This window comes from Christensenella intestinihominis (assembly GCF_001678845.1).
In the GTDB taxonomy this organism is placed as follows: domain Bacteria; phylum Bacillota; class Clostridia; order Christensenellales; family Christensenellaceae; genus Christensenella; species Christensenella intestinihominis.
Genome location: NZ_MAIQ01000010.1, coordinates 77,627 through 98,809, shown reverse-complemented (window position 1 = coordinate 98,809; position 21,183 = coordinate 77,627). Strand labels below are relative to the sequence as shown.

Sequence of the window (21,183 nt, the reverse complement as noted above, 5' to 3'; positions counted from 1 at the left end):
GGCGGCGTTCTCCCTGTTGATTTTCTGTTATTCCGGAAACCGGGAAATATGAACAATCTTTTAAAAAATGCGTGAATAAAGCGCATTTTTTTTTGAAAAGTGGAAACGCTGATTTTTTGATGATATAATAACTCTATGTTTGGATATATTGTGCCTCTTACCGGGGAGCTGAAAGTGCGTGAGCTGAATGTGTACCGTGCGTACTACTGCGGACTGTGCAAGGCGCTGAAAAGCGAGTACAGGAAGACGGCGGTGCTCAATTTCGACAGCGTTTTTTTATACCTGCTTGCGGACGGCCTGCGCGGGGAAGCGGGGGAGCCGCAAATGGAGAAATGCGCGCTGCATCCGGTGAAAAGGCGTCCGGCGATTGTTACACCGGCGGCAGGATATGCCGCGGATATCAATATCCTTATGGCGTATTACAGCGCGGAAGACCACGAGCGCGACGGCAGGCGGGGCATGCGCTTTGCGCGGATGTTCCTGAAAAAGGCGTATGCAAAGGCAAAAGAGCGGCATCAAAACGTGGTGCGCACCGCGGATGAAACCATCGCGGAGCTTGTGAAGCTGGAGCAGGAGCATTCCCCCAACACGGATGCGGCGGCGGATTCGTATGCGCGGCTCCTTGGAACGGTTATGACGGACGCGGACGTGCTGCAGTCGCATATCCTGTACGACCTTGGATACAGCCTCGGGCGGTGGATTTACCTCATCGACGCGGCCGAGGATTGGGAAGAAGACGTAAAGCGGGACAATTACAACGTATATGCGTGCAAATACGGCAGGCCGGACGATGCGGTGCGCGTGCAAATCGAGCAGAGTTTATATTATACGCTGGCCCAGGCCGCGGAAGCGCTTTCGCGCCTGGAACTGAAACGGAACAGGGAATTATTGGAAAATATCATCTACCTCGGGTGCAGGGAACAGACGCACGCAGTCCTTACGGACGGGCGCAGGCTCACCGCTCCGGTAGAAAATAAGATATAAAGGATACGGGATGAATCCATACGAAGTGCTTGGCGTTTCGGAAAACGCCACAGACGAAGAGATCAAGGCGGCGTACCGCAGGCTGGTCAAAAAATATCATCCGGACCGATTTGCAAGCGATCCGGAAAAGCAGGCGGCTGCAAGTGAAAAATTAAAGCAGGTCAATGCGGCGTACGATATGATTACAAAAATGAAGCAGGGGAATTACACCCAGGCGGGCGGTTCGCCGCAGTTTGCGGCTGTGCGCGCGGCCATCCAGCGCGGCGAGCTTGCAAACGCGGAAGCCATGCTGAACCGCATGGGCGAGCGCCCTGCGGAATGGCATTTTTTGATGGGCGTAATCCTGTTCCGGCGCGGGTGGTATGACGGCGCGGCGGAACACTTCAATATCGCCTACCAGATGGAACCGGGAAACGCGGAATATGAACAGGCCATGCGCACGATGACGCAGGCGACGGGCATGTATATGGATTTTGGAGACAGTGAGGGAGCGGACGGCTCGAGGAAGATGTGGGGCATCTGTTCAACCTGCCTGTGCATTGGGTGCCTGGCGGGCGGAATGTGCTGCCGGCCGGCGCTGTGCTGTTATATTTAAGGGGTAAGCATGATAAGAGGTTATGGCAAGAGAACAAACAAGGGAAGCCTTGTGGTCATGTTTGCGGCGTTTACGCTGCTTACGTTATATTTGGCGGATATATTGCCCGTCCTGCGGATTACGATGTATTTCATTTCCTCGTTGTTTGTTATGGGCGTCATGGTGGAGCGCATGCCCGCCGCGGCGATTATTTCGTTTATCTGCATCGTATTTTTGGGCTTTTTGATCCTGCCTGTGAAAACGGGCGTTTTGCCGTACCTGTTCTTTTTCGGGCATTATGGAATTTTCAAATATTTTGTGGATGCGGACCGCAGGGGCAACCTCAATCTTTTGAAAAAGCTGGTATATTTCAACGTATTTGCGGCGCTGATTTATTTCCAGGCCGGTGCGTGGATGACGGAGCAGTTCCCCTTTGCGGTGCCGTGGTGGGGGCTCGTGATTGCCGGAGAGCTTGTGTTTTTGCTTTATGATTGGTTATTTACCAAGATTACGCAGTGGTATTACGGGTCCGTGCGGAACAAGCTGCTGAACACGGGCGAGTTCTGACGCATATGCGGAAACGGCTTTTCAGGTTATGGAATGAAGCGCCCTTCCAAAGAAAAGGAACGGGGCTAAGCAAAGGAGTTTTCTATGGAATCGGCTTATGAAGTTGCGGCATATGCGCTGCGGTATTGGTTTATTGCCGCGGTGCTCGTGATTCTCATTGCGGTGATTTATATTTCCTATAAGGAATACCAGCAGAAAAAATTCGTGATGACGGAAATCAGCCAGTTCGGCGGCTATATGAAAATCATCGGCGGGCCGCGCGAGTTTATCGGCGACCGCTTCGGCCTGCGCGAAAACAACACCATCGGCAGTGATTCGCGCTGCGATATCGTCCTGCCGGACAGGACCGTGAAAAGGAACCATGCGGTTATTTTCCAGGATGGGGATGATTATTACCTTGAACCTGTGGCAAAGGCACCCACTAAAATCAACGGGCGCAAGGCGATCAATGCGCACAAGCTGAAAACGGGCGATTCGGTGTCGTTCGGGGATGTGGAGCTGCGCATCTACTTCAAGAGGACGAGGATAGAGCATGATAATTAAGAGATTCGGGGCGGGGATTATCCTTGCCTTCATGATATTGTTTTTATTGTCGGGCATGTTCCTGCTTTCATTCGCGGGCGGCACGTTCAATATGGAGGCGGTAATCCTCGGTATTATTTTCGCCGTATTCATTGTTGCGCAGTATAATATCCTCAAGGGGATATTCAAGCATCTGGAGCGCTTTGCGCTGCTGATCGCGGACTTCCTGTGCATTATCAGCATTGTGATTTTATACCGCATCAACCCGGATGTGGCGCAGAAGCAGCTGATCTGGATTCTGATCGGCAACGTATGCATGATCGTCGCCATGCTGGTCATCAAACGATCGCATGATTTCGGGAAAATCAACTGGATATTCATGATCCTTGCGGTGGGAATGCTGGGGATGACCCTGATTTTCGCGAGCAGGATCGGCGGCGCCAAAAACTGGATCAATATCGGGCCGTTTTCCTTCCAGCCCAGTGAATTCGCAAAAATACTTTTCTTGATCGTCACCGCGTATTTCCTTTCCTCGCGGGACAGGAAACGCGATATGTGGCCGTATTTTGTGTTTACCATCGCGTGTGTCGGCCTTTTGGTGCTCTCGCGCGACCTTGGCGCGGCGCTCCTTTTCGCGGGCACCTTCCTGATCGTGTTCTATGTGGGAACGGGCAGCGTGGGCATCACGCTCGGCGCGACCGCGGCGTTCGCGGGCGGCGCGTTCCTTTCCTATAAGATGTTCGACCATGTGAAAACGCGCGTGGAGGTATGGCAGGACCCGTGGGCGACCTATAACGACAAGGGCTACCAGATCGTGCAGGGGCTTCTTGCCATTGCGAGCGGCGGCCTGCTCGGCACCGGGCTTGGCCTCGGCATGCCCGAGGTAATCCCGGTGGGCACCTCCGACTACATTTTCGCGGCAATCGCCGAGGAATTCGGTATTATTGTGGCAATCGGCATCATCGCGCTGTACCTTGTGTTCATCATCCGCGGTATTTTGATCGCGATGGATGCGCGTACAAAATTTGATAAGCTGCTTGTCTTTGGCGCGACGGCAATGCTTTCGCTGCAAAGCTTTATTATCATCGGCGGGGTCATCAAGCTCATCCCGCTCACGGGAATCACAATGCCCTTTGTAAGCTCGGGCGGCAGCTCGATGCTGTCCGCTATGATGCAGCTTGGCATCATCGAGGGAGTGGCCCTCAAAAACGGCGAATATGAGGAAGCCGAGCTCGAAGAGATGGGAGGCGGCGTGGCATGAAGAAAAAACCGAACCTGAAAAAGAATATGCGCGTGATGCTCGGTGTTTTCTGCTGCCTGTTTGTGCTGCTGGGTTCTTACCTTTTGTATTCAACGGTGGTATACGGAGACCAGTGGTTCACCACGCCGTATAACCCGCGCATCTCGGCGTCCAAAAATATCGAAAATGCGGGCTCAATCTATGACCGCAACGGAATCCCGCTGGCCTATACGGAAAACGGGGAGCGGAAATATGCGGAGGGCGAGGATATGCGCCGCGCGGTCAGCCATACGGTGGGCGATATTTACGGGAAATCGCTCGGGGCGGAGACGCTGTTCGCGAAATACCTTTACGGCTACGACCAGAACGTGGTGGATAAGCTGAACAGTGTGCAGAGCGGCCAGAAGGGCGGGGACGTATACCTTACCATCGACGCGGAGCTGTGCGAATATATTTATGACAATATGCGTCCGGAACCGGGCGCGGTGGTGCTGATGAATTACGAGACGGGGGAAATCCTTGCCAGCGTTTCCAAGCCGACCTTCGACCCCTATACGGCGAAGGAAGATACGGAAGAGTCGGGCGCGAAGTTTGTAAACCGCGTAACGCAGGGCCTGTATCCGCCCGGCTCGACGATGAAAATACTCACGGCCGCGGCCGCGCTTGAAAACGGGGTCACCGGCCTCGAGGTCGACTGTACGGGCGAGGCGATCATCGAGGGACAACGGGTCACCTGCACCTCGGAGCACGGCCATGTGGATTTTGGGACGGCGTTTGAAAAGTCGTGCAATATTTACTTCGGTGAGCTCGCGGTGGAGCTCGGCGACGACGCCATGCTCGAAACGGCGAATAAGTTCGGGTACAATTACAACTTCAAATTCCCGGATTTCACGTTATACAACAGCCAGTTCAACGTGTCCGGCAACAAGGGCGACCTCGCGTGGGCGGGAATCGGCCAATACGAGGACCTCGTGACCCCCATGCACAATATGATGATTTCAGCGGGTGTGGCCAACGGCGGGGTCATTATGCAGCCGAACACGTTAAAGGACGTGAAGTATGGCGGGAACAGCTCCTATCACTATACGCCCACCGAATTCCGCACGATTATGCCGCAAAACGTGGCGGCGCAGATTACGGAATATATGCGTAATACGGTGGACCACGGCACGGCGACAAGCGCAGATATCGGAAATGCGACGGTGTGCGGCAAAACGGGCACGGCGGAATATGTGGAAGACGGCGAAGTGCATAACCATTCGTGGTTCGTCGGCTTTGTGGAAGACCCGGCGCATCCGCTTGCCATCGCGGTAATCGGCGAGGGGGCGGGCTTTGGTTCGCGCTACGCGACGCCGCTTGCCGGGGAGATACTCGAGCATGCGATTGAGATGGGTTACTGAGGGAGCGAATATTGAATAGTTAAGAGTTAATAATGAAGGAGCCGCCTTCGGCGGCGATTATAAATGTCGCGGAGCGACGCCATACTTATTCACTATTACTTATTAATTGTTACTTGAAACATATGGAATTAACGGAAAACCTGCAAAAAAAAATTAAAAACCTGCCGCAGAATCCGGGCGTGTATATCATGCGCGACGCGGACGGAGAGGTTATATATGTGGGCAAGGCGCGGGTCCTGAAAAACCGCGTGAGCCAGTATTTCCGCAAGGAAGCGCAGAAATACGCGAAGGTGGCGGCAATGGTCAGCCATATCGCGGATTTTGAGTATATCATTACGGATACGGAGCTCGAGGCGCTGATCCTCGAGTGCAACCTCATCAAGAAATACCGCCCCTATTATAATATCCTGCTCAAGGACGATAAGCATTTTCCCTATGTGCGTGTGGACCTCAACGAAGATTTCCCGCGCGTCACGGTGGTACGCAGCGTGAAAGACGACGGCGCGAAATATTACGGGCCCTTTATCGCGGCGCATGTCATCCGCGACGTGCTCGACCAGATATACCGCCTGTATCCGCTCCGAAGCTGTAAAAACGATATTCCGCGCATGATCGCCCGCGGCGAGCGTCCGTGCCTCAATTACGAAATGGGCCGGTGCATCGGGCCGTGTACGGGAAAGGTTTCAAAAGAGGAATACGACAAGCTGGTGAAGGAAGTCATCAGCGTGGTGTCGGGGGGCAACCCCGCGGTGCGCAAAGAGCTCGTGCGCAAAATGAATGAAGCCGCTGAAAACATGAACTACGAGCAGGCGGCTCTCCTGCGGGACCGGATTGCCCTCATCGACCGCATCCGCGAGAAACAGCGCGCGGGCTTCCCGAATTTGGACGACAAGGATGTATTTGCCGTAGAAAAAGGCCTCAAAACGGCGGTCGTGCAGGCGTTCCTATTCCGCGACGGTAAATTGAACTATGCGCAGAAATATTATTTTGACTATGACGGAGAGCCGCTTTCCGAAATCATGAGCGAATTCCTGCAGCAGTATTACGCGGAAAAAAGCGGCGTTCCAAGGCATATTTATACGCTGCCCCGGCCCGACGATGCGGAGCTCCTGCAAGAGTGGCTCAGCGAAAAACGCGGCTCCAGGGTGGAGATCAGGGAAGCGGTGCGCGGGGATAACCGCAAGCTTGCGGAGCTTGCAAGGAAAAACGCGGGCGATGCAATTAAGATCAAGGAAGGCATGCAGGCGCAGCGCGAGGCGGCGGCGGGCAACCTTGCCAAAGCGCTCGGGCTTGACGCGAACCTCCACAGGATCGAATGCTACGATATTTCAAACACCCAGGGCACGGATAACGTCGCCTCTATGGTGGTGTTTACGGACGGCAGGCCGGACCGCAAAAAAAACCGCCATTTCCGCATCAAATCCTTTGAAGGAGCGGATGATTTCGCGTCCCTGAACGAAGCGCTCACCCGGCGGCTCCTGCGCGGCCTGAAAGGGGACGAAAGCTTCCTGCCCATGCCCGACCTCATTATTATCGACGGCGGCAAGGGCCAGCTGCACGCGGCGCGCGACGCACTTTTTTCACTGGGATGCGAAGAAATACCAATCGTAAGCCTGGCAAAAAAGCAGGAAGAAATTTTTGTGCCCGGACGGGATGAAAGCATTCTCCTCAAGGTAGGAAGCCCGGAATTCCGGCTTGTGACGGGAATTCGCGATGAAGCCCACCATTTTGCGATTTCCTATCACCGCAAGCTGCGCGAAAAACGGCATCATACGGGCGAGCTGGATAAGATCGAGGGAATCGGGCAGACGCGTAAACGGGCCTTATTAAAGGCGTTCGGCAGTGTGAAAAATATCAAATCGGCAACCCTTGAAGAATTAAAAACCGCAAAGGGGGTGCCCGCGAACATTGCGGAGGCGGTGCACCGCTATTTCCATCCGGAGCAATAAACTCCCTTCCTTCGCGGGGGTTAATGCGCATAAACAATCCATATAAGGTAATGTATTATATTGGGCGTGCGGTTTTTTGGCGGGAAGGAGAAATGCCTCTATGAGCACAATCGGCTACATTAACGTTTCGCTTGAAATATGGGGGAGCATTTTATGCCTTGTCGTCGCCCTGTGCATGCGCATCGGGAAAAATGCCAAAACCCGGCCAAGCCGTATTTTTTTCCGCGTGCTGCTCTTCAACATAATCGTGCTCGTAAGCGATGCGGCGGCCTGGCTGTTCAAAGGGCATACGGACCCGGCAAGCTATGCCGGCGTCCGCATTTCAAACTTTTTGGTCTTTGCATGCGGCTACCTGCTCCTCGCAGCGTTCACAAACTACCTTACCAGCTATATCGGCGGGAGGACGGCGGTTTCCCGCATTCCGCTCCGCCTGGTCCGGATCATGGGCGTGGTGGCGCTTGTCTGCGTGGTTATCTCGCAGTTCAACCATATGTTTTATTCGTTCGACGCGAACAATATATACCACCGGGAGAGTCTCTTCTGGCTGTCTCAGGTTTGGGGGATTGCCGGGATGTGCGTCAATGCAAGCCTGCTGGTCCGTTACCGGAAGAGCCTCAGCCGTATAGAGCATATTGCCCTGTCCTCATATATTATCCTGCCCGTGGCGGCCATGTGCATCCAGCTTACCGTCTATGGAATCGCGCTTTTGAACCTTGCGACAACCATTGCAATCCTGGTCGTTTTTTTATTGGTCCAGACGGAACAGGCGAGGCTGCTGCAGGAGAAGGAAACGGAGCTTGCGGATTCCCGCATTGCCGTGATGCTTAGCCAGATACAGCCTCATTTCCTGTACAATTCGCTGACCGCCATCAGGCAGCTGTGCGACAGCGACCCGGCCGGGGCCAAGGAAGCCGTTGCAGAATTTTCGGGCTGCCTGCGCGGCAATCTCGACGCGCTTACGGCAAAACGGTGCATTCCCTTTGAACGGGAAATGGAGCAGGTTAAAAATTACCTGTCCCTCGAGAAAAGGCGGTTTGGAAGCGTTTTGCAGGCGCGCTTCGACCTTGGGGCGACGGGGTTCCTGATCCCGCCGCTGACAGTGCAGCCGGTGGTGGAAAATGCCGTGCGCCACGGTATTACCCAAAAACCGGGCGGCGGCACGGTGCATATTTCGGCGTATGAGGAGAAAGACGCTTTCGTCGTCACGGTGGCGGACGACGGCGTGGGCATCGATCCGGCATATATGGAGGATGGGAAAAACCATGTGGGGCTTGAAAACGTCAGGAAACGGGTAGAGGCAATGTGCGGCGGCAGGGTCGCCGTGGAAAGCAGGCGAAACGAAGGCACGATGGTCAAAATTACCATCCCGAAGGGAGAAACATATGCGGCTGATTGCGGTGGACGATGAGCGTTTCGCGCTTATGGATATAATGGAAGCGATCCGAAAGGCGGTGCCCGGCGCGGAACCGGAAGGCTTTTCCAGCCCGGAAAGCGCGCTTTGCTGGGCGCGGAGAAGCCCGGTCGACGTAGCGTTCCTTGATATTGAGATGGCCGGAGTAAACGGGCTTGAGCTCGCCCGGAGGCTGAAGGATATCCGCGGGGAGACGAACATTATTTTTGTGACGGGCCATTCGGAATACGCGGTGGACGCTTTCAGTATGTTTGCCAGCGGCTATTTGCTGAAGCCCGTTGCGGCAAAGCAGATTGCCGCGGCGATGGAGCATTTGCGCAACCCCCTCCGCAGGGAGGACGGGGAAAAACGGATACGGGTACAGACCTTCGGCAATTTCGAGGTTTTTTGCGACGGGCGGCCCCTCCATTTTTCGCGCAGTAAAGCGAAGGAGCTTTTTGCCTACCTGGTCCATAAACGGGGAACGGCATGTACAACGCGGGAGGTTGCGGCCGTGCTGTATGGCGACCAGCCGTATACGCCTTCCCTGCAAAAGCAGGTGCAGACGGTGCTGTCCGCCATGATGCGCACCTTTCAGGAGAACGGTGTTCGCGGTTGCATTATTCGCGGCTATAACCGAACGGCGGTCGACGTCTCCAAAATCGATTGCGACCTGTACCGTTTCCTCAGCTGGGATGCGGAAGCGGTCAACGAATACATGGGCGAGTATATGACAAGCTACAGCTGGGCGGAATTTGTCACGGGTTACCTAGACAGCCGCATAACCTGAAACGATGGGAGAGGCCTGAATATACAAGATCAGGCCTTTTTTGATGTTCTTTTGATGTAGTTTCAAACGTATACTGTAATGAAGTCGGGGGGAGAACTGTCATGAAAAAAAACATATTGCTGCGTACAAACCTGTTTGTATGCATTGTAATTATCCTGGGATTTGTTACAACCTCGATTATCAGCTATCAGTCCAACCAGGGGATTTTCCGCAAGAATGTGGAGAGCGTTACGACCCTTACCGCGGAAGGAATCTACCACCAGATCGACGCCACGTTTATTAAGCCGGTCAATATTTCGCTTACGATGGCGAATGACAGCCTCTTAAAAGAGCTTCTCCTAGGGGAAGAAACGCGGCAGGGCGACCAAACGTTCGCGGATGACATGCGCGGTTACTTGGACGCATACCGGCAAAAATACGGTTACGATTCGGTGTTTTTGGCGTCCGCGCAGACAAACAGGTATTACAATTTCAACGGGCTTGACCGGACGCTGCAGCAGGGCGACCCGGAAAACGAATGGTTTTATGATTTCCTTGAATCGGATGCGGAATATTCCCTGAACATCGATAACGATGAGGCAGGCGCGGCGGGGAACGAGATCACTGTTTTTATCAACTGCAGGATATACGGGCCGGACGGTAAAACGGCAGGCGTTGTGGGGGTCGGCTTCCGCGTAAGCGAGCTGCAGGAGCTGTTCAAAAGCTATGAGGACAAATTTGGCGTGAAGACCTGCCTGACCGACGAAACGGGAACGGTGCAGATTTCCGGCAGCGGGACGGCATATCATGCGGTCGATTTTTTTGAATCCTGTCCATACCCGGAATTGAAGGAACAGGTGCTCGAAAGCCGGGACGGGGCGGAGACCTTCTGGTATTCCACGGAAAAAGGAAGCGGATACCTCGTCAACACCTATGTGGAGAACCTTGGCTGGCACCTCCTGGTGGATCACGATACGACCGCCATAGATCAGGCGCTTGCACGGCAGTTCTTGTGCGGGCTCGTGGTGATACTCGTGATTATTGCCGCCGTGCTGATCCTCATCACGAAAGTGATCCGCAAATACAACCGGAGGATCACCGACCTTACGGTGGCGAAAGAGCTGGAACACCATGACATGTTCCAAAAAGCGACGGAACAGCTTTATGAAAACATTTATGAGATAGACATTACCCACAACCGGGCGGCGAGCGAGGAGACCGAGAATTATTTTGAAAGCCTGGGCGCGCCCGTGAACGTGCCGTATGACGACGCCCTCCGGGTCATCGCTGAAAAACAAATCAAGGAAGAATTCCGGAAGGGATATATCGATACGTTTTCACAGAAATCCGTCCTGCAGGCATACCGGGACGGCGTGGAAAACCTCCGGTACGATTTTATGATCAGCACCGATGGGGAGAATTATTACTGGATGCGTATCCTCGCCCAGATTTTTCATTGGGACGACGACGATTCGGTACGGATGCTGGTCTACCGTCAGAATATCGACGAAGAAAAAAAGCGGGAATTGTACCTTTACGACCAGATGCAAAAGGATTCCCTGACGGGCCTCGTCAACAAAGCGGCCACCCAGGAGCACATCCGGGCGCTGCTGCAAAAAAAACCGAAGGACCGGTTTGCCTTTTTTATCCTGGATATGGATAATTTCAAAGGGATCAACGACCGTCTCGGCCATGCGGTGGGCGATTCCGTGCTGGTCGGCTTTGCAAAGGCCCTCCGGGCGCAATTCCGGGAAGACGACGTGGTGGGACGGATCGGCGGGGATGAATTTGTAGCGTTCATGCCCGTCCCGAACCGCGAGGCGGCACAGCGGAAGGCGCGGGAACTCGTAGCAGGCCTCCGCGGAAGCAGGGAGCTTGCAGCCGGAACCTGCCGGGTTACCGTCAGCATTGGCGTAGCCCTTTCACCGGAAGCGGGAAGGGATTTTGAAACACTTTATAAAAATGCGGATTTTGCCCTGTATCAAACGAAAAAGCGGGGACGGGACGGGTTTGCGTTCTATGAAAAAAGATAAGCGGCAGTAGGCTTTCCGTCGCGCGGGGCATTGCGCTTTATAATTCCGAAACGGATATGGTGTTCGGTAATGTCTTTAAGCGGGCGGACGAAGCGATGTACCAGAACAAAGCGGATATGAAAACGCCCGGAGACAAATAGGACGAAAAAAACGGCACAGCGGATATGGATCGCTGTGCCGTTTAAAAGATCGATATTACCATGCCTGCCGGGGCAGGCATGCGCCTTGCTTATTCCCCGAAATTATTGTCAACAAGCTCCGCAAGAGCTTCCACAGCGTCCTTCTCATCGCCGCCGTTTGCGAATACATAAATGGATTCGCCCTTTTTCACACCCAGGGAAAGCAGCCCCATGATGCTCTTCGCGTTGATTTTTTTGTTGGAAAATTCGATCAGAATCTGCGAATCGAACTGGTTTGCAACCTGCACAAAGCTGGCAGCTGCTTTTGCTTTCAGACCGTCATTGTTCTTGATGATGAGTTCTTTGTAAATCATTTCAAATCCTCCCTTTGTTGCTTAGTGTCGGTTGGCCGTGGGGACGCTTCATGGAGCTCCTGCGCAATCGCGTTGATTTTGCGAAGCCGGTGATTCATCCCCGATTTAGTCGTCCCGCAAAGTTCGCACAATTCACCGAGAGTCGCCTCGGGATTGGCAAGCCTGAGTTCCGCCGCCTCACGCAGTGGGTCGCTTAAATGCTTGAGGCCGATCGTCCGTTCTATCTTGTGGATATTCATAACCTGCACCGTGGCAGCATTAACGGTTTTATTGATATTGGCCGTATCGCAATTTACAGCCCGGTTGACATTATTGCGCATTTCTTTTAATACGCGCACATTTTCAAAATTCAAAATAGAAGAATAAGCGCCTATCATTGCAAGCAACGCGGCAATCCCGTCTCCTTCATTTAAGTATACCACAAAATTTTGCCTGCGGTGAATTATTTTTGCCCGAATTTCATTTTTTTCGAGAATTGAAAGCAGCACCTGCGCAAACGCCTCGGAATTCGTAACAAATTCGGCATGGTAATTCTTTTTGGGATTGGAAACCGTGCCTCCGCCCAAAAACGCGCCGCGCAGGATCGCCGCCCGGCAGCATTCCTTCTCCAGCATTTCCCTTGGAGGGACGGCGTCCGTGAGCAGGTTTCCTTCAAGGCCCAGCACGGATAAAAGCAGGGCCGCGTCGGTGACGACAATCGTATAGCTGTGCTTTTTCTTCAGCAGGTTATCCTTAATTTCAACCTCGGAATCAAGCTTCAGGATGCGTGTCACCGTATCATAGATTCGCTTGGCGACCGCCATGTTTTCGGTATTGTATTTAATGCGTACGCCGCCGCTCGTAATGGAAAGATTCCCGCAAATCAGGGTAATGGCGCAAAGCTCCGCGACAATACAGCAGCCCTTTTCCTCCGCCTGCGTACAGATTTCATCTTTTGCAGCCATTGAAAACGACATAGTCCCCTCCGCGTCAGCAATTTTTCTCCAGGGTCAGGTCGCGGTGCTCGAGCGTCACCCGCATGCCTTTTTCAGACAGGCGCCGGTATAGCTCCTCCGCAATCGCGACGCTGCGGTGCATGCCTCCCGTGCAGCCAATACCGATCACAAGCTGGTTCTTATCCTCGCTTACAAAGCTCGGCGCAAGCGTTTCCACCATTTTCACCAGCTCCGTAAGGAAAAACTGCGTCTGGTCGAAGGAAAGCACAAAATCGCGCACATCCTCGTCGAGGCCGGAATGCCTGCGCATACCCTCCACATAAAACGGATTTTCAATAAAACGCATATCGAACACCATATCCGCGTCCAGCGGAATCCCGCGCTTATATCCGAACGAAATGATGGAGATCAGCAGCCGGTTGTCGTGGTCCGCAGAATACATGGTATCGATCATTTTTTTCAGCTTCATGACATTATAGGAAGAGGTGTCCACCACGTGGTTTGCCATGTCTTTCAACTGCTGGAGCTTGCGCCGTTCCATGTGGATTCCGGACAGGATTTCGCCGCTCCCCGAAACGGGATGGCTCCTGCGCACCTCCTTGAAACGCTTTACGAGCACTGCATCCGAAGCGTCGAGGAAGAGGATGTCGAGGTCAAGGTCCATCGTTTTCAGCTCGTCGATGGTCGCGTAAATCGAATCAAAAAAATCACCCATGCGCGTGTCCACCGTCACGGCGACCTTATCCCGGATATGCGTGCTTTCCATGCACAGCCTTGCAAACTGGGGGATCAGCTCGGGCATCAAATTATCGACGCAATAATACCCGAGGTCCTCGAGCCGCCGCAGCGCCGAAGACCTGCCCGCACCAGATAAGCCTGTTACAATCGTAAACTTCATAATTCTCCTTTGCGCGTTTCCATTATCTGCTATTTTGAGGCTTACGCGCACCCGGCGGGGGCGCGTTTTGCTTTCTTATTCCGCGTTGATAACCTGCTCCGCCGTGATTCCCGCGGCTTCCGCCTTTTTAAGGGCGGGCAGGAAATCGCCCACGCGCCCGGGGGAATGCGCATCGCTGCCCACCGAAAATTTCACGCCCGTTTTGGCACAGGCGGAAAGCTCCTCCGGCGTAAACTCCGGATGCTTGGCGTTGATTTCCATCACAACGCCTTTTTTCGCGGCATATTCCGCAAGCTTAAGCAAATCCACGGGCAGTCCGTAGCCCGGATGTACGATGATGTCGATGGGGTAACGGTCCATCGCGTTCAGGTAAGCCTGGGTGTTGCGCTCCACCGCTTTTTCCGTGCTGCGTTTAAACAGCATCATATTAAAGCGGTCGGAAAGCGTTTTATAGCGCACCAGCTTATGGTATCCCATCAGGAATACGTCGAAACGGTCCTTCCACTGCTCCGGGAAATCCACGTCGCCCTCCGAGGAAAGCAGGTTCATTTCCACACCCGCAAGCACCTCGATGTCGTTTTTGTAGGCTTCGCGCACCGTCTCGATATCCCGCAAATAGGCTTCCACATCCTTGATGTTGTAGCACATATGGAGCGGTCCGTGGTCGCTGATCGTGATCCGCCTGAGGCCAAGGGCAATGGCGGCCTTCACATTATCCTCCACGGTGCCCGTGCCGTGGCTGTGTACCGTATGCGTGTGGGTATCCGCAACAATTTTTAACATTAAAACTCTCCAAGCATTTTCACTTCCGGCTCGAGGATCACGCCGGTTTCCTTTAAGACGACCTCTTTAACATGTAAGATCAACTCATAAATATCGCGTGAAAAAGCGTTCCCTGTATTGATGATAAACCCGGCGTGCTTCTCCGAAACCTGCGCGCCGCCGATGGTAAAGCCCTTAAGGCCGCAGGCTTCGATCAAGGCTCCCGCATAATTCCCTTCCGGGCGCTTGAAGGTGCTGCCCGCGCTCGGGTAGGCGAGGGGCTGTTTCTCCCGCCGCCGGGCGTTCAGCTCGTTCATTTTATCCATGGATAACTGCGGGTCGCCCTCCGGCAGGGAAAATACCGCGCCGAGGATAATATAGCCCTTTTCCATTGCCGCGCTGTGCCGGTAGGAAAACTTCATTTCCGCAGCCGGAATTTCCCGGATTTCAAGACCGCTGTCCATCACGCGTACGGACGTCATGTAATCCTTCATCTCACCGCCGTATGCGCCCGCGTTCATGTATACCGCGCCGCCGAGGGCGCCCGGGATTCCACCCGCGAATTCAAGCCCCGCAAGCCCCGCGCGGATTGTCTCGAGGCACAGCGCCTTGAGTGGCACGCCCGTCTGTGCGGTTACGCTGTTTTCCCGCACGGAAACGCTGTCCATGCCGTCCGAAAGCTTTACAACCGCACCCCGCAGGCCCTCGTCGGAAACGAGCAGGTTGGAACCGCGCCCGATGACAACATAAGGAACATCCTCCCCGCGCAAAACGCGCAGCACGGAAACAAGCCCTTCCTCCGTTCGGGGAAGGAGCATCAGGTCTGCCGGACCGCCGGTTTTAAAGGTCGTGTGCGCGGCCATCGGTTCATTTTCACGAACGCCCGCCTCCCCGAGCAAGGAAACAAAACGCGCGGTAAGATGCTGGTAATTCATGCCTGGTTAATCACATCCATAATATTCTGGGCGAGCCATTCCCCGCCGCCCTGGCCAATGCTTTTGAGGCGGAAGTTCATTGCCGCCACCTCCATGACGATTGCAAGGTTGCGGCCCGGACGCACCGGAAGCGTAATCTGCGGCACCTTCACGCCGAGAAGCGTGATGTGGTTATCCGCCGTGCCAAGGCGGTCGATATCCCGCACATCGCCCGGCTCGAGGTGAATCGCCAGTTCAATCGATTTTTCCCGGCGGATGGAGCCCATGCCGTACAGCACGGAAACGTCGATAATCCCAAGGCCGCGTATCTCCATCATGTGCCGGATAATATCCGGCGACTGGCCGATCAGCGTATCGTCGGACAGCTTGTGGATTTCCACTACATCGTCCGCGACAAACCGGTGGCCCCGCTTCACAAGCTCGAGCGCGGTTTCGCTCTTGCCCACGCCGCTGTCCCCGGTGATGAACATACCGACGCCGTAAACGTCCATCAGGCCGCCGTGGCGGGAAATGACGGGCGCGAGCAGCGCGTCGAGGTAGATTGCCGTTTTATGGGAAAGCTTGGTGGTCGTGAGTCCCGACATCAGCACCGGAACGTCATATTTGCGCGCGCAGTCGAGGAACTCGTCCGGCGGCGTCAGGTTCCGGCCGATCAGCACGCATGGGATCGGATGGGAAAAAAAGCGGTCGAGGCGTTCCATCCGCGTTTCCGGGTCGAGCGTCTGCAAATATGTCATTTCCACCATGCCGAAAAGCTGGATTCTGTTGACCGCAAAATACTCAAAAAAACCGCTCATCTGCAGTCCCGGCCGGTTGAGGTCGCTCGAATCAATTTCCGCCGTATCACGGGGGCCCATATAGACGATGTTCAGGTTAATCGCCTTTGCGAGGTCCGTGATTTTAATCGTACGTTTCATACCATATCCACCCTCATATCATATATTTTTCTATCGCGAGCGCGACGCCGTCCTCATCACAGGAGGCGGTCACGTCGTCCGCGGCTTCCATACAGGCGCTGCACGCGTTTTTCATGGCAATGCCCATGCCCGCCCACTGTATCATGCTCTCGTCAATTTCACTGTCGCCGATGGCCATCACCTGCTGCCTTTCTATCCCCAGCTTTTTGGCGAGGTACTCAAGGGCGTTCCCCTTGGTTGCGGCGGGGTCCATGATCTCGAGGAAATCGCTCTGGGATTTTTTGACCACCAGCTCCGGGAACATGGCGGAAAGCTCGCTGCGGTATTCCTCCAGCTTTTCCGGCGTATCGATCAGCAGGATTTTGGCGGCGAGGATCATTTCTGTGTCCATCAGGTCCGGAGCCTCGATACCGCCGTAATTGCATACCCTTTCGTAGTAATCGGAATATTCGGTCCTGTGGAGGAAAAAATAGCCCTCGTCCGTATAAACCTGGAAATATACCCCGTGCGTCACGGCCCAGCGCATCACCTGCTTGGTGGTAATGGGGGAAAGGTATGCGGAATAAATCATCTTTCCGTCCGGGTCCGCGACCTGTCCGCCGCCGCAGACAATCGTGTAATCCTTGTTTTGCAGGGTCTCGTTGAATTCGGTTACCCCGGGGTAAGCCCTGCCGGACGCGAGGATAATGTGCGCCCCTTTTTCACGCGCCGCGTCGAGCGCCTCCCGGTTCCTCTTGGAAATTTGCTTTTCATAGTCGAGCAATGTGTCGTCAAGATCAAGTGCGATCAGCTTGTAAGCCATAAAAAATCTGCCTTCCTTTTTCTGTAAAATCACATTTCTATTATACAATAACCGCTTGGGATTGGAAAGCGCAAAAACCCGCCGGGCTGTCCAGAATTCCCAAAACGCCGCCAGGCGGCGGGCTTCCTCACCAGCAAAATTGTGAAAATCCCGATGGACTGGATATCCTGTCCCGTCCTTTGCAATTTTTGCCTCCTTGCGCCTATGGGCGCTCCTTCCTTCGGCGCGGGGATTGGAAAATTGCATCTTATGCGGCAAAACATTAAAGAAATTTTTACACAATTTGGAAAGGGCGCGTGTTATACTGGATGTAAGAAATAGCTGCAGGATAATTCAAACAGGCATTGTCCTTTTTAATGCTTCCTGCCGGGAACAAATTGTTTGCGGGGGCCTTTTGCGCGAAGCAAAATAACCTTAAGCAGGGATAACAAACCAAAAAGGGGAAAGCGTTTTCCCCTCCTGGAAACGGCTGAAAGGAGCGCTGCGGGGTGGTCGATTTTACACATTTACATGTTCATACGGAATACAGCCTGCTCGACGGCGCGGGGCGCATCGGCGACCTCGTCGCCAGTGCAAAAAAACAGGGCATGGACGCGCTTGCCATCACCGACCATGGCGTGATGTACGGCGCGCTCGATTTTTACGAGGCGGCGAAGAAAGAAGGCGTCAAGCCGATTATCGGGTGCGAGGTTTATGTGGCGCCGGGCAGCCGGTTTGAAAAGACCTCGCTTTCGCGGGAATACGCGCACCTTGTGCTGCTGTGCAAGGATATGACGGGCTATAAAAACCTGATGAAGCTGGTTTCGGCGGGTTCGCTCGAGGGCTTTTATTATAAGCCGCGCATCGATTACGAGCTGCTTGCGGAGCATAACGAAGGCCTCGTGTGCCTGTCCGCATGCCTTGCGGGCGACGTACAGCGCCTGCTTGTGCAAAACGATTATAAGGGCGCGAAGCGTATGGCGCAGCGCCTTAAAGATATGTTCGGCGGGGACTTTTACCTCGAATTGCAGGACCACGGCATTCCGGACCAGCAGCGTATCAATCCGCTGATTTTAAAGCTCGCGGACGAGCTTTCCATCAAGGTCGTCGCGACCAACGACGTGCATTATGTGAACCGTGAGGATTCCTACGCGCAAAAGGTGTTGATGTGCATCCAGACCGTCACCACCATAGACCAGCCCAGCAAAATGGCGTTCGAGACGGAGGAATTTTATTTAAAATCCCCCAAGGAAATGAGCAAGCTTTTCCCGTATATCCCGGAGGCCCTCGCCAATACGCGGGAGGTTGCCGACAAGTGCAACCTTGAATTTGAATTCGGCAGCAACCACCTGCCTGAATTCAAGGTGCCGGAGGGCTATACCAACCGCGAATATTTGAGGCACCTTGCGGAAACGGGGCTCCGTGAACGCTATCCGGACCTTTCGGATGAAATCCGCGAACGCTTTGATTACGAGCTTTCCACTATCGACAGCATGGGCTTTACGGATTATTTCCTCATTGTGTGGGATTTTGTAAATTTTTCAAAGGAAAACGGCATTATGGTCGGCCCCGGGCGCGGGAGCGCGGCGGGAAGCATCGTGGCCTACAGCCTTGGAATCACGAATATAGACCCGATCAAGTATAACCTGCTGTTTGAGCGCTTTCTGAACCCGGAGCGCATCAGCATGCCGGATATCGACATCGACTTCTGTTATGAACGGCGGCAGGAGGTCATCGACTATGTCACGCAGAAATACGGAAGCGACCATGTGGCGCAGATCATTACCTTTGGCACGATGGGCGCGCGCCTTGTGATCCGCGATGTGGCGCGCGTGATGAACGTGAGCATTGCCGACGCGGACAAGCTTGCCAAAATGGTGCCTTTTGAACTCAAAATGACCATTGACAAAGCGCTTGACCGCAACCCGAAGCTGAAAGCGGAATATGAGAACAACCCGGATGCGAAGCGGGTGATCGACGTGGCCCGCAAGCTGGAAGGCATGGCGCGGCACGCGTCCACGCATGCGGCGGGCGTGGTGATCGCGGACGCGCCCATCACGGATTACGTGCCCCTGCAGAAGAACCCCAAGGATGAAAGCGTGATGACGCAGTACACCATGAAGAAGCTCGAAAGCATGGGGCTTCTCAAGATGGACTTCCTCGGCCTGCGCACGCTTACGGTAATCCGCGACGCGGTCCGCATGATCGAAGAAAACCACGGCGTAAAGCTTGATATCGATCAGCTCGATTTAAGCGACAAAAAGGTCTATGAGCTGATGTCGTCCGGCGATACGCTGGGCATCTTCCAGTTTGAAAGCGGCGGGATGCGGCGGCTGCTCCAGGAACTGAAACCGGAATGCCTCGACGATATCATGGCGGCAAACGCGCTTTTCCGTCCGGGCCCGATGGAGAGCATCCCGGATTATGTGCGCAGCAAGCACAATCCCAAAAGCGTGCATTACCTCCACCCCATGCTCGAACCGATTTTGAAGGACACCTACGGCTGCATGGTCTACCAGGAACAGATCATGCGCATTGTGCGCGATGTGGCGGGCTATTCCATGGCCAGGAGCGACCTTGTCCGCCGCGCCATGAGCAAAAAGCAGCAGAGCGTGCTGGAAAAGGAACGGGAAGTATTCATACACGGCGAAGAAGAAAACGGCACTGTCACAGTGGATGGCGCGGTGCGCCGCGGTATGGACGAGAAGACCGCGAACGAGCTTTTTGACCAGATGATGGCGTTTGCAAATTATGCGTTCAATAAATCCCATGCATGCGCGTACGCGGTGGTCGCCTTTGAAACGGCTTACCTCAAATGCTATTACCCGGTGGAATTTATGACCGCGCTCCTCAACAGCTTTATCACCAATAAGCAGAAGCTGGGCGAATATATCCAGACCATCAAAAACGAAGGAATCAGGATATTGCCGCCGGATGTCAACAAGTCGGGCATGCACTTCACCACGGAGGAAGGCTGCATCCGTTTCGGGCTTTCCGCAATCTCCTATGTCGGCGAGGCGATCGACGAGGTCATTACGCGGCGCGGCGGCGGGTATCAGGATTTTACGGACTTTGTGGAAAAAAATACGGACGTCCTCAACAAGAAGCGCCTTGAAAGCATGATTCTTTCCGGCTGCTTCGATTGCTTCGGGGTAAAGCGCGCGCAGCTGATGGCGGTGTACGAGCAGGTGCTCGGCGATGCGACGCAGCTCAAAAAACGGCAGGCCACCGGGCAAATGTCGCTCTTTGACAGCATGGAAGGGGATTTTGCCCCGCTTACGGTACAGCTTCCGGAAATCCCCGAATACGGCGAGGCGGAAAAGCTCTCCTATGAAAAGGAGATGACCGGCCTTTACATCAGCGGGCACCCGCTGGACGAGCTTGCGGATGTGCTGGTCAAGCGGCCCGTATCCATTGCGGATATCATGCAGACCGCGGGCGACGAAATAACGATGTATGAGTACGACGGCCGGGAGGTGGAGCTCCTCGGCATCGTGACCTCGGTGCGCGTGCGGCCCACGCGGCAAAAGAAAATGATGGCGAATTTTGTGCTCGAGGATTTGTACGCGCAGATGAACATGATCGCCTTCCCGAACGTCTATGCGGACGCGGAGGCCTTCCTCAAAACGGACGCCATCGTGAACGTCAGCGGCAGGGTCACGGTGGGGCAGAACGGCATCGAATTCCTCGCAGGCAAAATTACGCGCTATGTGCCGGACGATGCGTTTTTCGCGGGCAAGCAGTTGTATGTGAAGATCGCGCAGGACAAAAGCTGCGACGTTGACGGCCTGATGCGCATCATGGGGCGCTACCCGGGCGGCAGCAGCGCGGTGGTCTATGTGGAAAAAACAGGGCAGAAATATAAGCTGTGCGGCACGCGCAGCGTGGCCTACCGGGCGGAGCTGATCGAAGAGCTGGAGCAGTATCTCGGCAAGGAAAACGTGGTTGTGAAATAACAGGAACGTGTAAAACGCTCCCCGCCGCCCGGCGGAGGGGCGTTTTTTGCATACCGCCGGGGGGAAAAGCGCAGGCGG

The 21,183-nt window shown here is 54.3% G+C and carries 18 protein-coding genes; 11 read left to right on the top strand and 7 right to left on the bottom strand.

The window, feature by feature from the left end; genetic code table 11:
- The first annotated feature begins 135 nt into the window (after window positions 1–135).
- The 10 genes from BBD38_RS12380 to BBD38_RS12335 all read left to right on the top strand — a co-directional run bounded on the left by BBD38_RS12380 (window position 136) and on the right by BBD38_RS12335 (window position 11,428).
- A complete protein-coding gene (locus tag BBD38_RS12380; RefSeq protein ID WP_066688710.1) occupies window positions 136–984 on the top strand; it encodes a DUF5685 family protein in 849 nt (282 codons plus the stop codon).
- A gap of 10 nt (window positions 985–994) precedes the next feature.
- Window positions 995–1,579, top strand: a complete 585-nt coding sequence (locus BBD38_RS12375) for a J domain-containing protein (RefSeq protein WP_066688708.1) — start codon at window positions 995–997, stop codon at window positions 1,577–1,579.
- 9 nt (window positions 1,580–1,588) lie between these two features.
- Window positions 1,589–2,125 (top strand): hypothetical protein, encoded by a 537-nt coding sequence (locus BBD38_RS12370; protein WP_147568164.1) that lies wholly within the window; start codon window positions 1,589–1,591, stop codon window positions 2,123–2,125.
- A gap of 84 nt (window positions 2,126–2,209) precedes the next feature.
- Complete coding sequence (locus tag BBD38_RS12365; RefSeq protein ID WP_066688705.1) at window positions 2,210–2,668, top strand: FHA domain-containing protein; 459 nt, start codon at window positions 2,210–2,212, stop codon at window positions 2,666–2,668.
- A complete protein-coding gene (locus BBD38_RS12360) occupies window positions 2,658–3,908 on the top strand; it encodes an FtsW/RodA/SpoVE family cell cycle protein (protein ID WP_082989669.1) in 1,251 nt (416 codons plus the stop codon). The genes BBD38_RS12365 and BBD38_RS12360 overlap by 11 nt, the downstream gene beginning before the upstream one ends.
- Window positions 3,905–5,287 (top strand): peptidoglycan D,D-transpeptidase FtsI family protein, encoded by a 1,383-nt coding sequence (locus BBD38_RS12355; protein ID WP_066688704.1) that lies wholly within the window; start codon window positions 3,905–3,907, stop codon window positions 5,285–5,287. The genes BBD38_RS12360 and BBD38_RS12355 overlap by 4 nt, the downstream gene beginning before the upstream one ends.
- Window positions 5,288–5,409: 122 nt before the next feature.
- Complete coding sequence (gene uvrC / locus BBD38_RS12350; RefSeq protein WP_066688730.1) at window positions 5,410–7,236, top strand: excinuclease ABC subunit UvrC; 1,827 nt, start codon at window positions 5,410–5,412, stop codon at window positions 7,234–7,236.
- A 100-nt stretch (window positions 7,237–7,336) separates the two neighbouring features.
- Window positions 7,337–8,644, top strand: a complete 1,308-nt coding sequence (locus BBD38_RS12345) for a sensor histidine kinase (RefSeq protein WP_066688702.1) — start codon at window positions 7,337–7,339, stop codon at window positions 8,642–8,644.
- Window positions 8,619–9,416, top strand: a complete 798-nt coding sequence (locus tag BBD38_RS12340) for a response regulator (RefSeq protein WP_066688700.1) — start codon at window positions 8,619–8,621, stop codon at window positions 9,414–9,416. Before BBD38_RS12345 ends, BBD38_RS12340 begins: the two co-directional genes overlap by 26 nt.
- 101 nt (window positions 9,417–9,517) lie before the next feature.
- Complete coding sequence (locus BBD38_RS12335) at window positions 9,518–11,428, top strand: sensor domain-containing diguanylate cyclase (protein ID WP_066688697.1); 1,911 nt, start codon at window positions 9,518–9,520, stop codon at window positions 11,426–11,428.
- 229 nt (window positions 11,429–11,657) lie between these two features.
- Here BBD38_RS12335 and BBD38_RS12330 read toward each other — a convergent pair whose 3' ends face one another.
- The 7 genes from BBD38_RS12330 to BBD38_RS12300 all read right to left on the bottom strand — a co-directional run bounded on the left by BBD38_RS12330 (window position 11,658) and on the right by BBD38_RS12300 (window position 17,170).
- Window positions 11,658–11,921: an HPr family phosphocarrier protein gene (locus BBD38_RS12330; RefSeq protein WP_066688695.1), complete on the bottom strand. Its 264-nt coding sequence runs from the start codon at window positions 11,919–11,921 to the stop codon at window positions 11,658–11,660.
- A complete protein-coding gene (gene whiA, locus BBD38_RS12325) occupies window positions 11,918–12,877 on the bottom strand; it encodes a DNA-binding protein WhiA (protein ID WP_066688693.1) in 960 nt (319 codons plus the stop codon). Before whiA ends, BBD38_RS12330 begins: the two co-directional genes overlap by 4 nt.
- A 13-nt stretch (window positions 12,878–12,890) precedes the next feature.
- Window positions 12,891–13,754, bottom strand: a complete 864-nt coding sequence (gene rapZ, locus BBD38_RS12320; protein ID WP_066688692.1) for an RNase adapter RapZ — start codon at window positions 13,752–13,754, stop codon at window positions 12,891–12,893.
- A 75-nt stretch (window positions 13,755–13,829) separates the two neighbouring features.
- A complete protein-coding gene (locus BBD38_RS12315) occupies window positions 13,830–14,537 on the bottom strand; it encodes a PHP domain-containing protein (RefSeq protein WP_066688686.1) in 708 nt (235 codons plus the stop codon).
- The gene (gene murB / locus BBD38_RS12310; RefSeq protein WP_066688684.1) at window positions 14,537–15,451 is read right to left on the bottom strand and encodes a UDP-N-acetylmuramate dehydrogenase; all 915 of its coding nucleotides are present in this window, start codon (window positions 15,449–15,451) and stop codon (window positions 14,537–14,539) included. Before murB ends, BBD38_RS12315 begins: the two co-directional genes overlap by 1 nt.
- Window positions 15,448–16,368 (bottom strand): HPr(Ser) kinase/phosphatase, encoded by a 921-nt coding sequence (gene hprK / locus BBD38_RS12305; protein ID WP_066688682.1) that lies wholly within the window; start codon window positions 16,366–16,368, stop codon window positions 15,448–15,450. The genes murB and hprK overlap by 4 nt, the downstream gene beginning before the upstream one ends.
- A 13-nt stretch (window positions 16,369–16,381) precedes the next feature.
- The gene (locus BBD38_RS12300) at window positions 16,382–17,170 is read right to left on the bottom strand and encodes a Cof-type HAD-IIB family hydrolase (RefSeq protein ID WP_066688680.1); all 789 of its coding nucleotides are present in this window, start codon (window positions 17,168–17,170) and stop codon (window positions 16,382–16,384) included.
- 488 nt (window positions 17,171–17,658) lie between these two features.
- Here BBD38_RS12300 and BBD38_RS12295 point away from each other — a divergent pair, with 488 nt between their 5' ends.
- Window positions 17,659–21,105, top strand: a complete 3,447-nt coding sequence (locus tag BBD38_RS12295; RefSeq protein ID WP_066688678.1) for a DNA polymerase III subunit alpha — start codon at window positions 17,659–17,661, stop codon at window positions 21,103–21,105.
- The last annotated feature ends 78 nt before the right edge of the window (window positions 21,106–21,183 follow it).

Bases quoted from the DNA above. Each gene is read 5' to 3' on its own strand.
- whiA (WP_066688693.1), bottom strand. From the start codon at position 12,877: ATGTCGTTTTCAATGGCTGCAAAAGATGAAATCTGTACGCAGGCGGAG.
- BBD38_RS12340 (WP_066688700.1), top strand. From the start codon at position 8,619: ATGCGGCTGATTGCGGTGGACGATGAGCGTTTCGCGCTTATGGATATA.
- uvrC (WP_066688730.1), top strand. From the start codon at position 5,410: ATGGAATTAACGGAAAACCTGCAAAAAAAAATTAAAAACCTGCCGCAG.
- BBD38_RS12330 (WP_066688695.1), bottom strand. From the start codon at position 11,921: ATGATTTACAAAGAACTCATCATCAAGAACAATGACGGTCTGAAAGCA.
- hprK (WP_066688682.1), bottom strand. From the start codon at position 16,368: ATGAAACGTACGATTAAAATCACGGACCTCGCAAAGGCGATTAACCTG.
- BBD38_RS12335 (WP_066688697.1), top strand. From the start codon at position 9,518: ATGAAAAAAAACATATTGCTGCGTACAAACCTGTTTGTATGCATTGTA.
- BBD38_RS12300 (WP_066688680.1), bottom strand. From the start codon at position 17,170: ATGGCTTACAAGCTGATCGCACTTGATCTTGACGACACATTGCTCGAC.
- BBD38_RS12360 (WP_082989669.1), top strand. From the start codon at position 2,658: ATGATAATTAAGAGATTCGGGGCGGGGATTATCCTTGCCTTCATGATA.
- BBD38_RS12315 (WP_066688686.1), bottom strand. From the start codon at position 14,537: ATGTTAAAAATTGTTGCGGATACCCACACGCATACGGTACACAGCCAC.
- BBD38_RS12380 (WP_066688710.1), top strand. From the start codon at position 136: ATGTTTGGATATATTGTGCCTCTTACCGGGGAGCTGAAAGTGCGTGAG.
- BBD38_RS12345 (WP_066688702.1), top strand. From the start codon at position 7,337: ATGAGCACAATCGGCTACATTAACGTTTCGCTTGAAATATGGGGGAGC.
- BBD38_RS12370 (WP_147568164.1), top strand. From the start codon at position 1,589: ATGATAAGAGGTTATGGCAAGAGAACAAACAAGGGAAGCCTTGTGGTC.
- BBD38_RS12365 (WP_066688705.1), top strand. From the start codon at position 2,210: ATGGAATCGGCTTATGAAGTTGCGGCATATGCGCTGCGGTATTGGTTT.
- rapZ (WP_066688692.1), bottom strand. From the start codon at position 13,754: ATGAAGTTTACGATTGTAACAGGCTTATCTGGTGCGGGCAGGTCTTCG.
- BBD38_RS12375 (WP_066688708.1), top strand. From the start codon at position 995: ATGAATCCATACGAAGTGCTTGGCGTTTCGGAAAACGCCACAGACGAA.
- murB (WP_066688684.1), bottom strand. From the start codon at position 15,451: ATGAATTACCAGCATCTTACCGCGCGTTTTGTTTCCTTGCTCGGGGAG.
- BBD38_RS12355 (WP_066688704.1), top strand. From the start codon at position 3,905: ATGAAGAAAAAACCGAACCTGAAAAAGAATATGCGCGTGATGCTCGGT.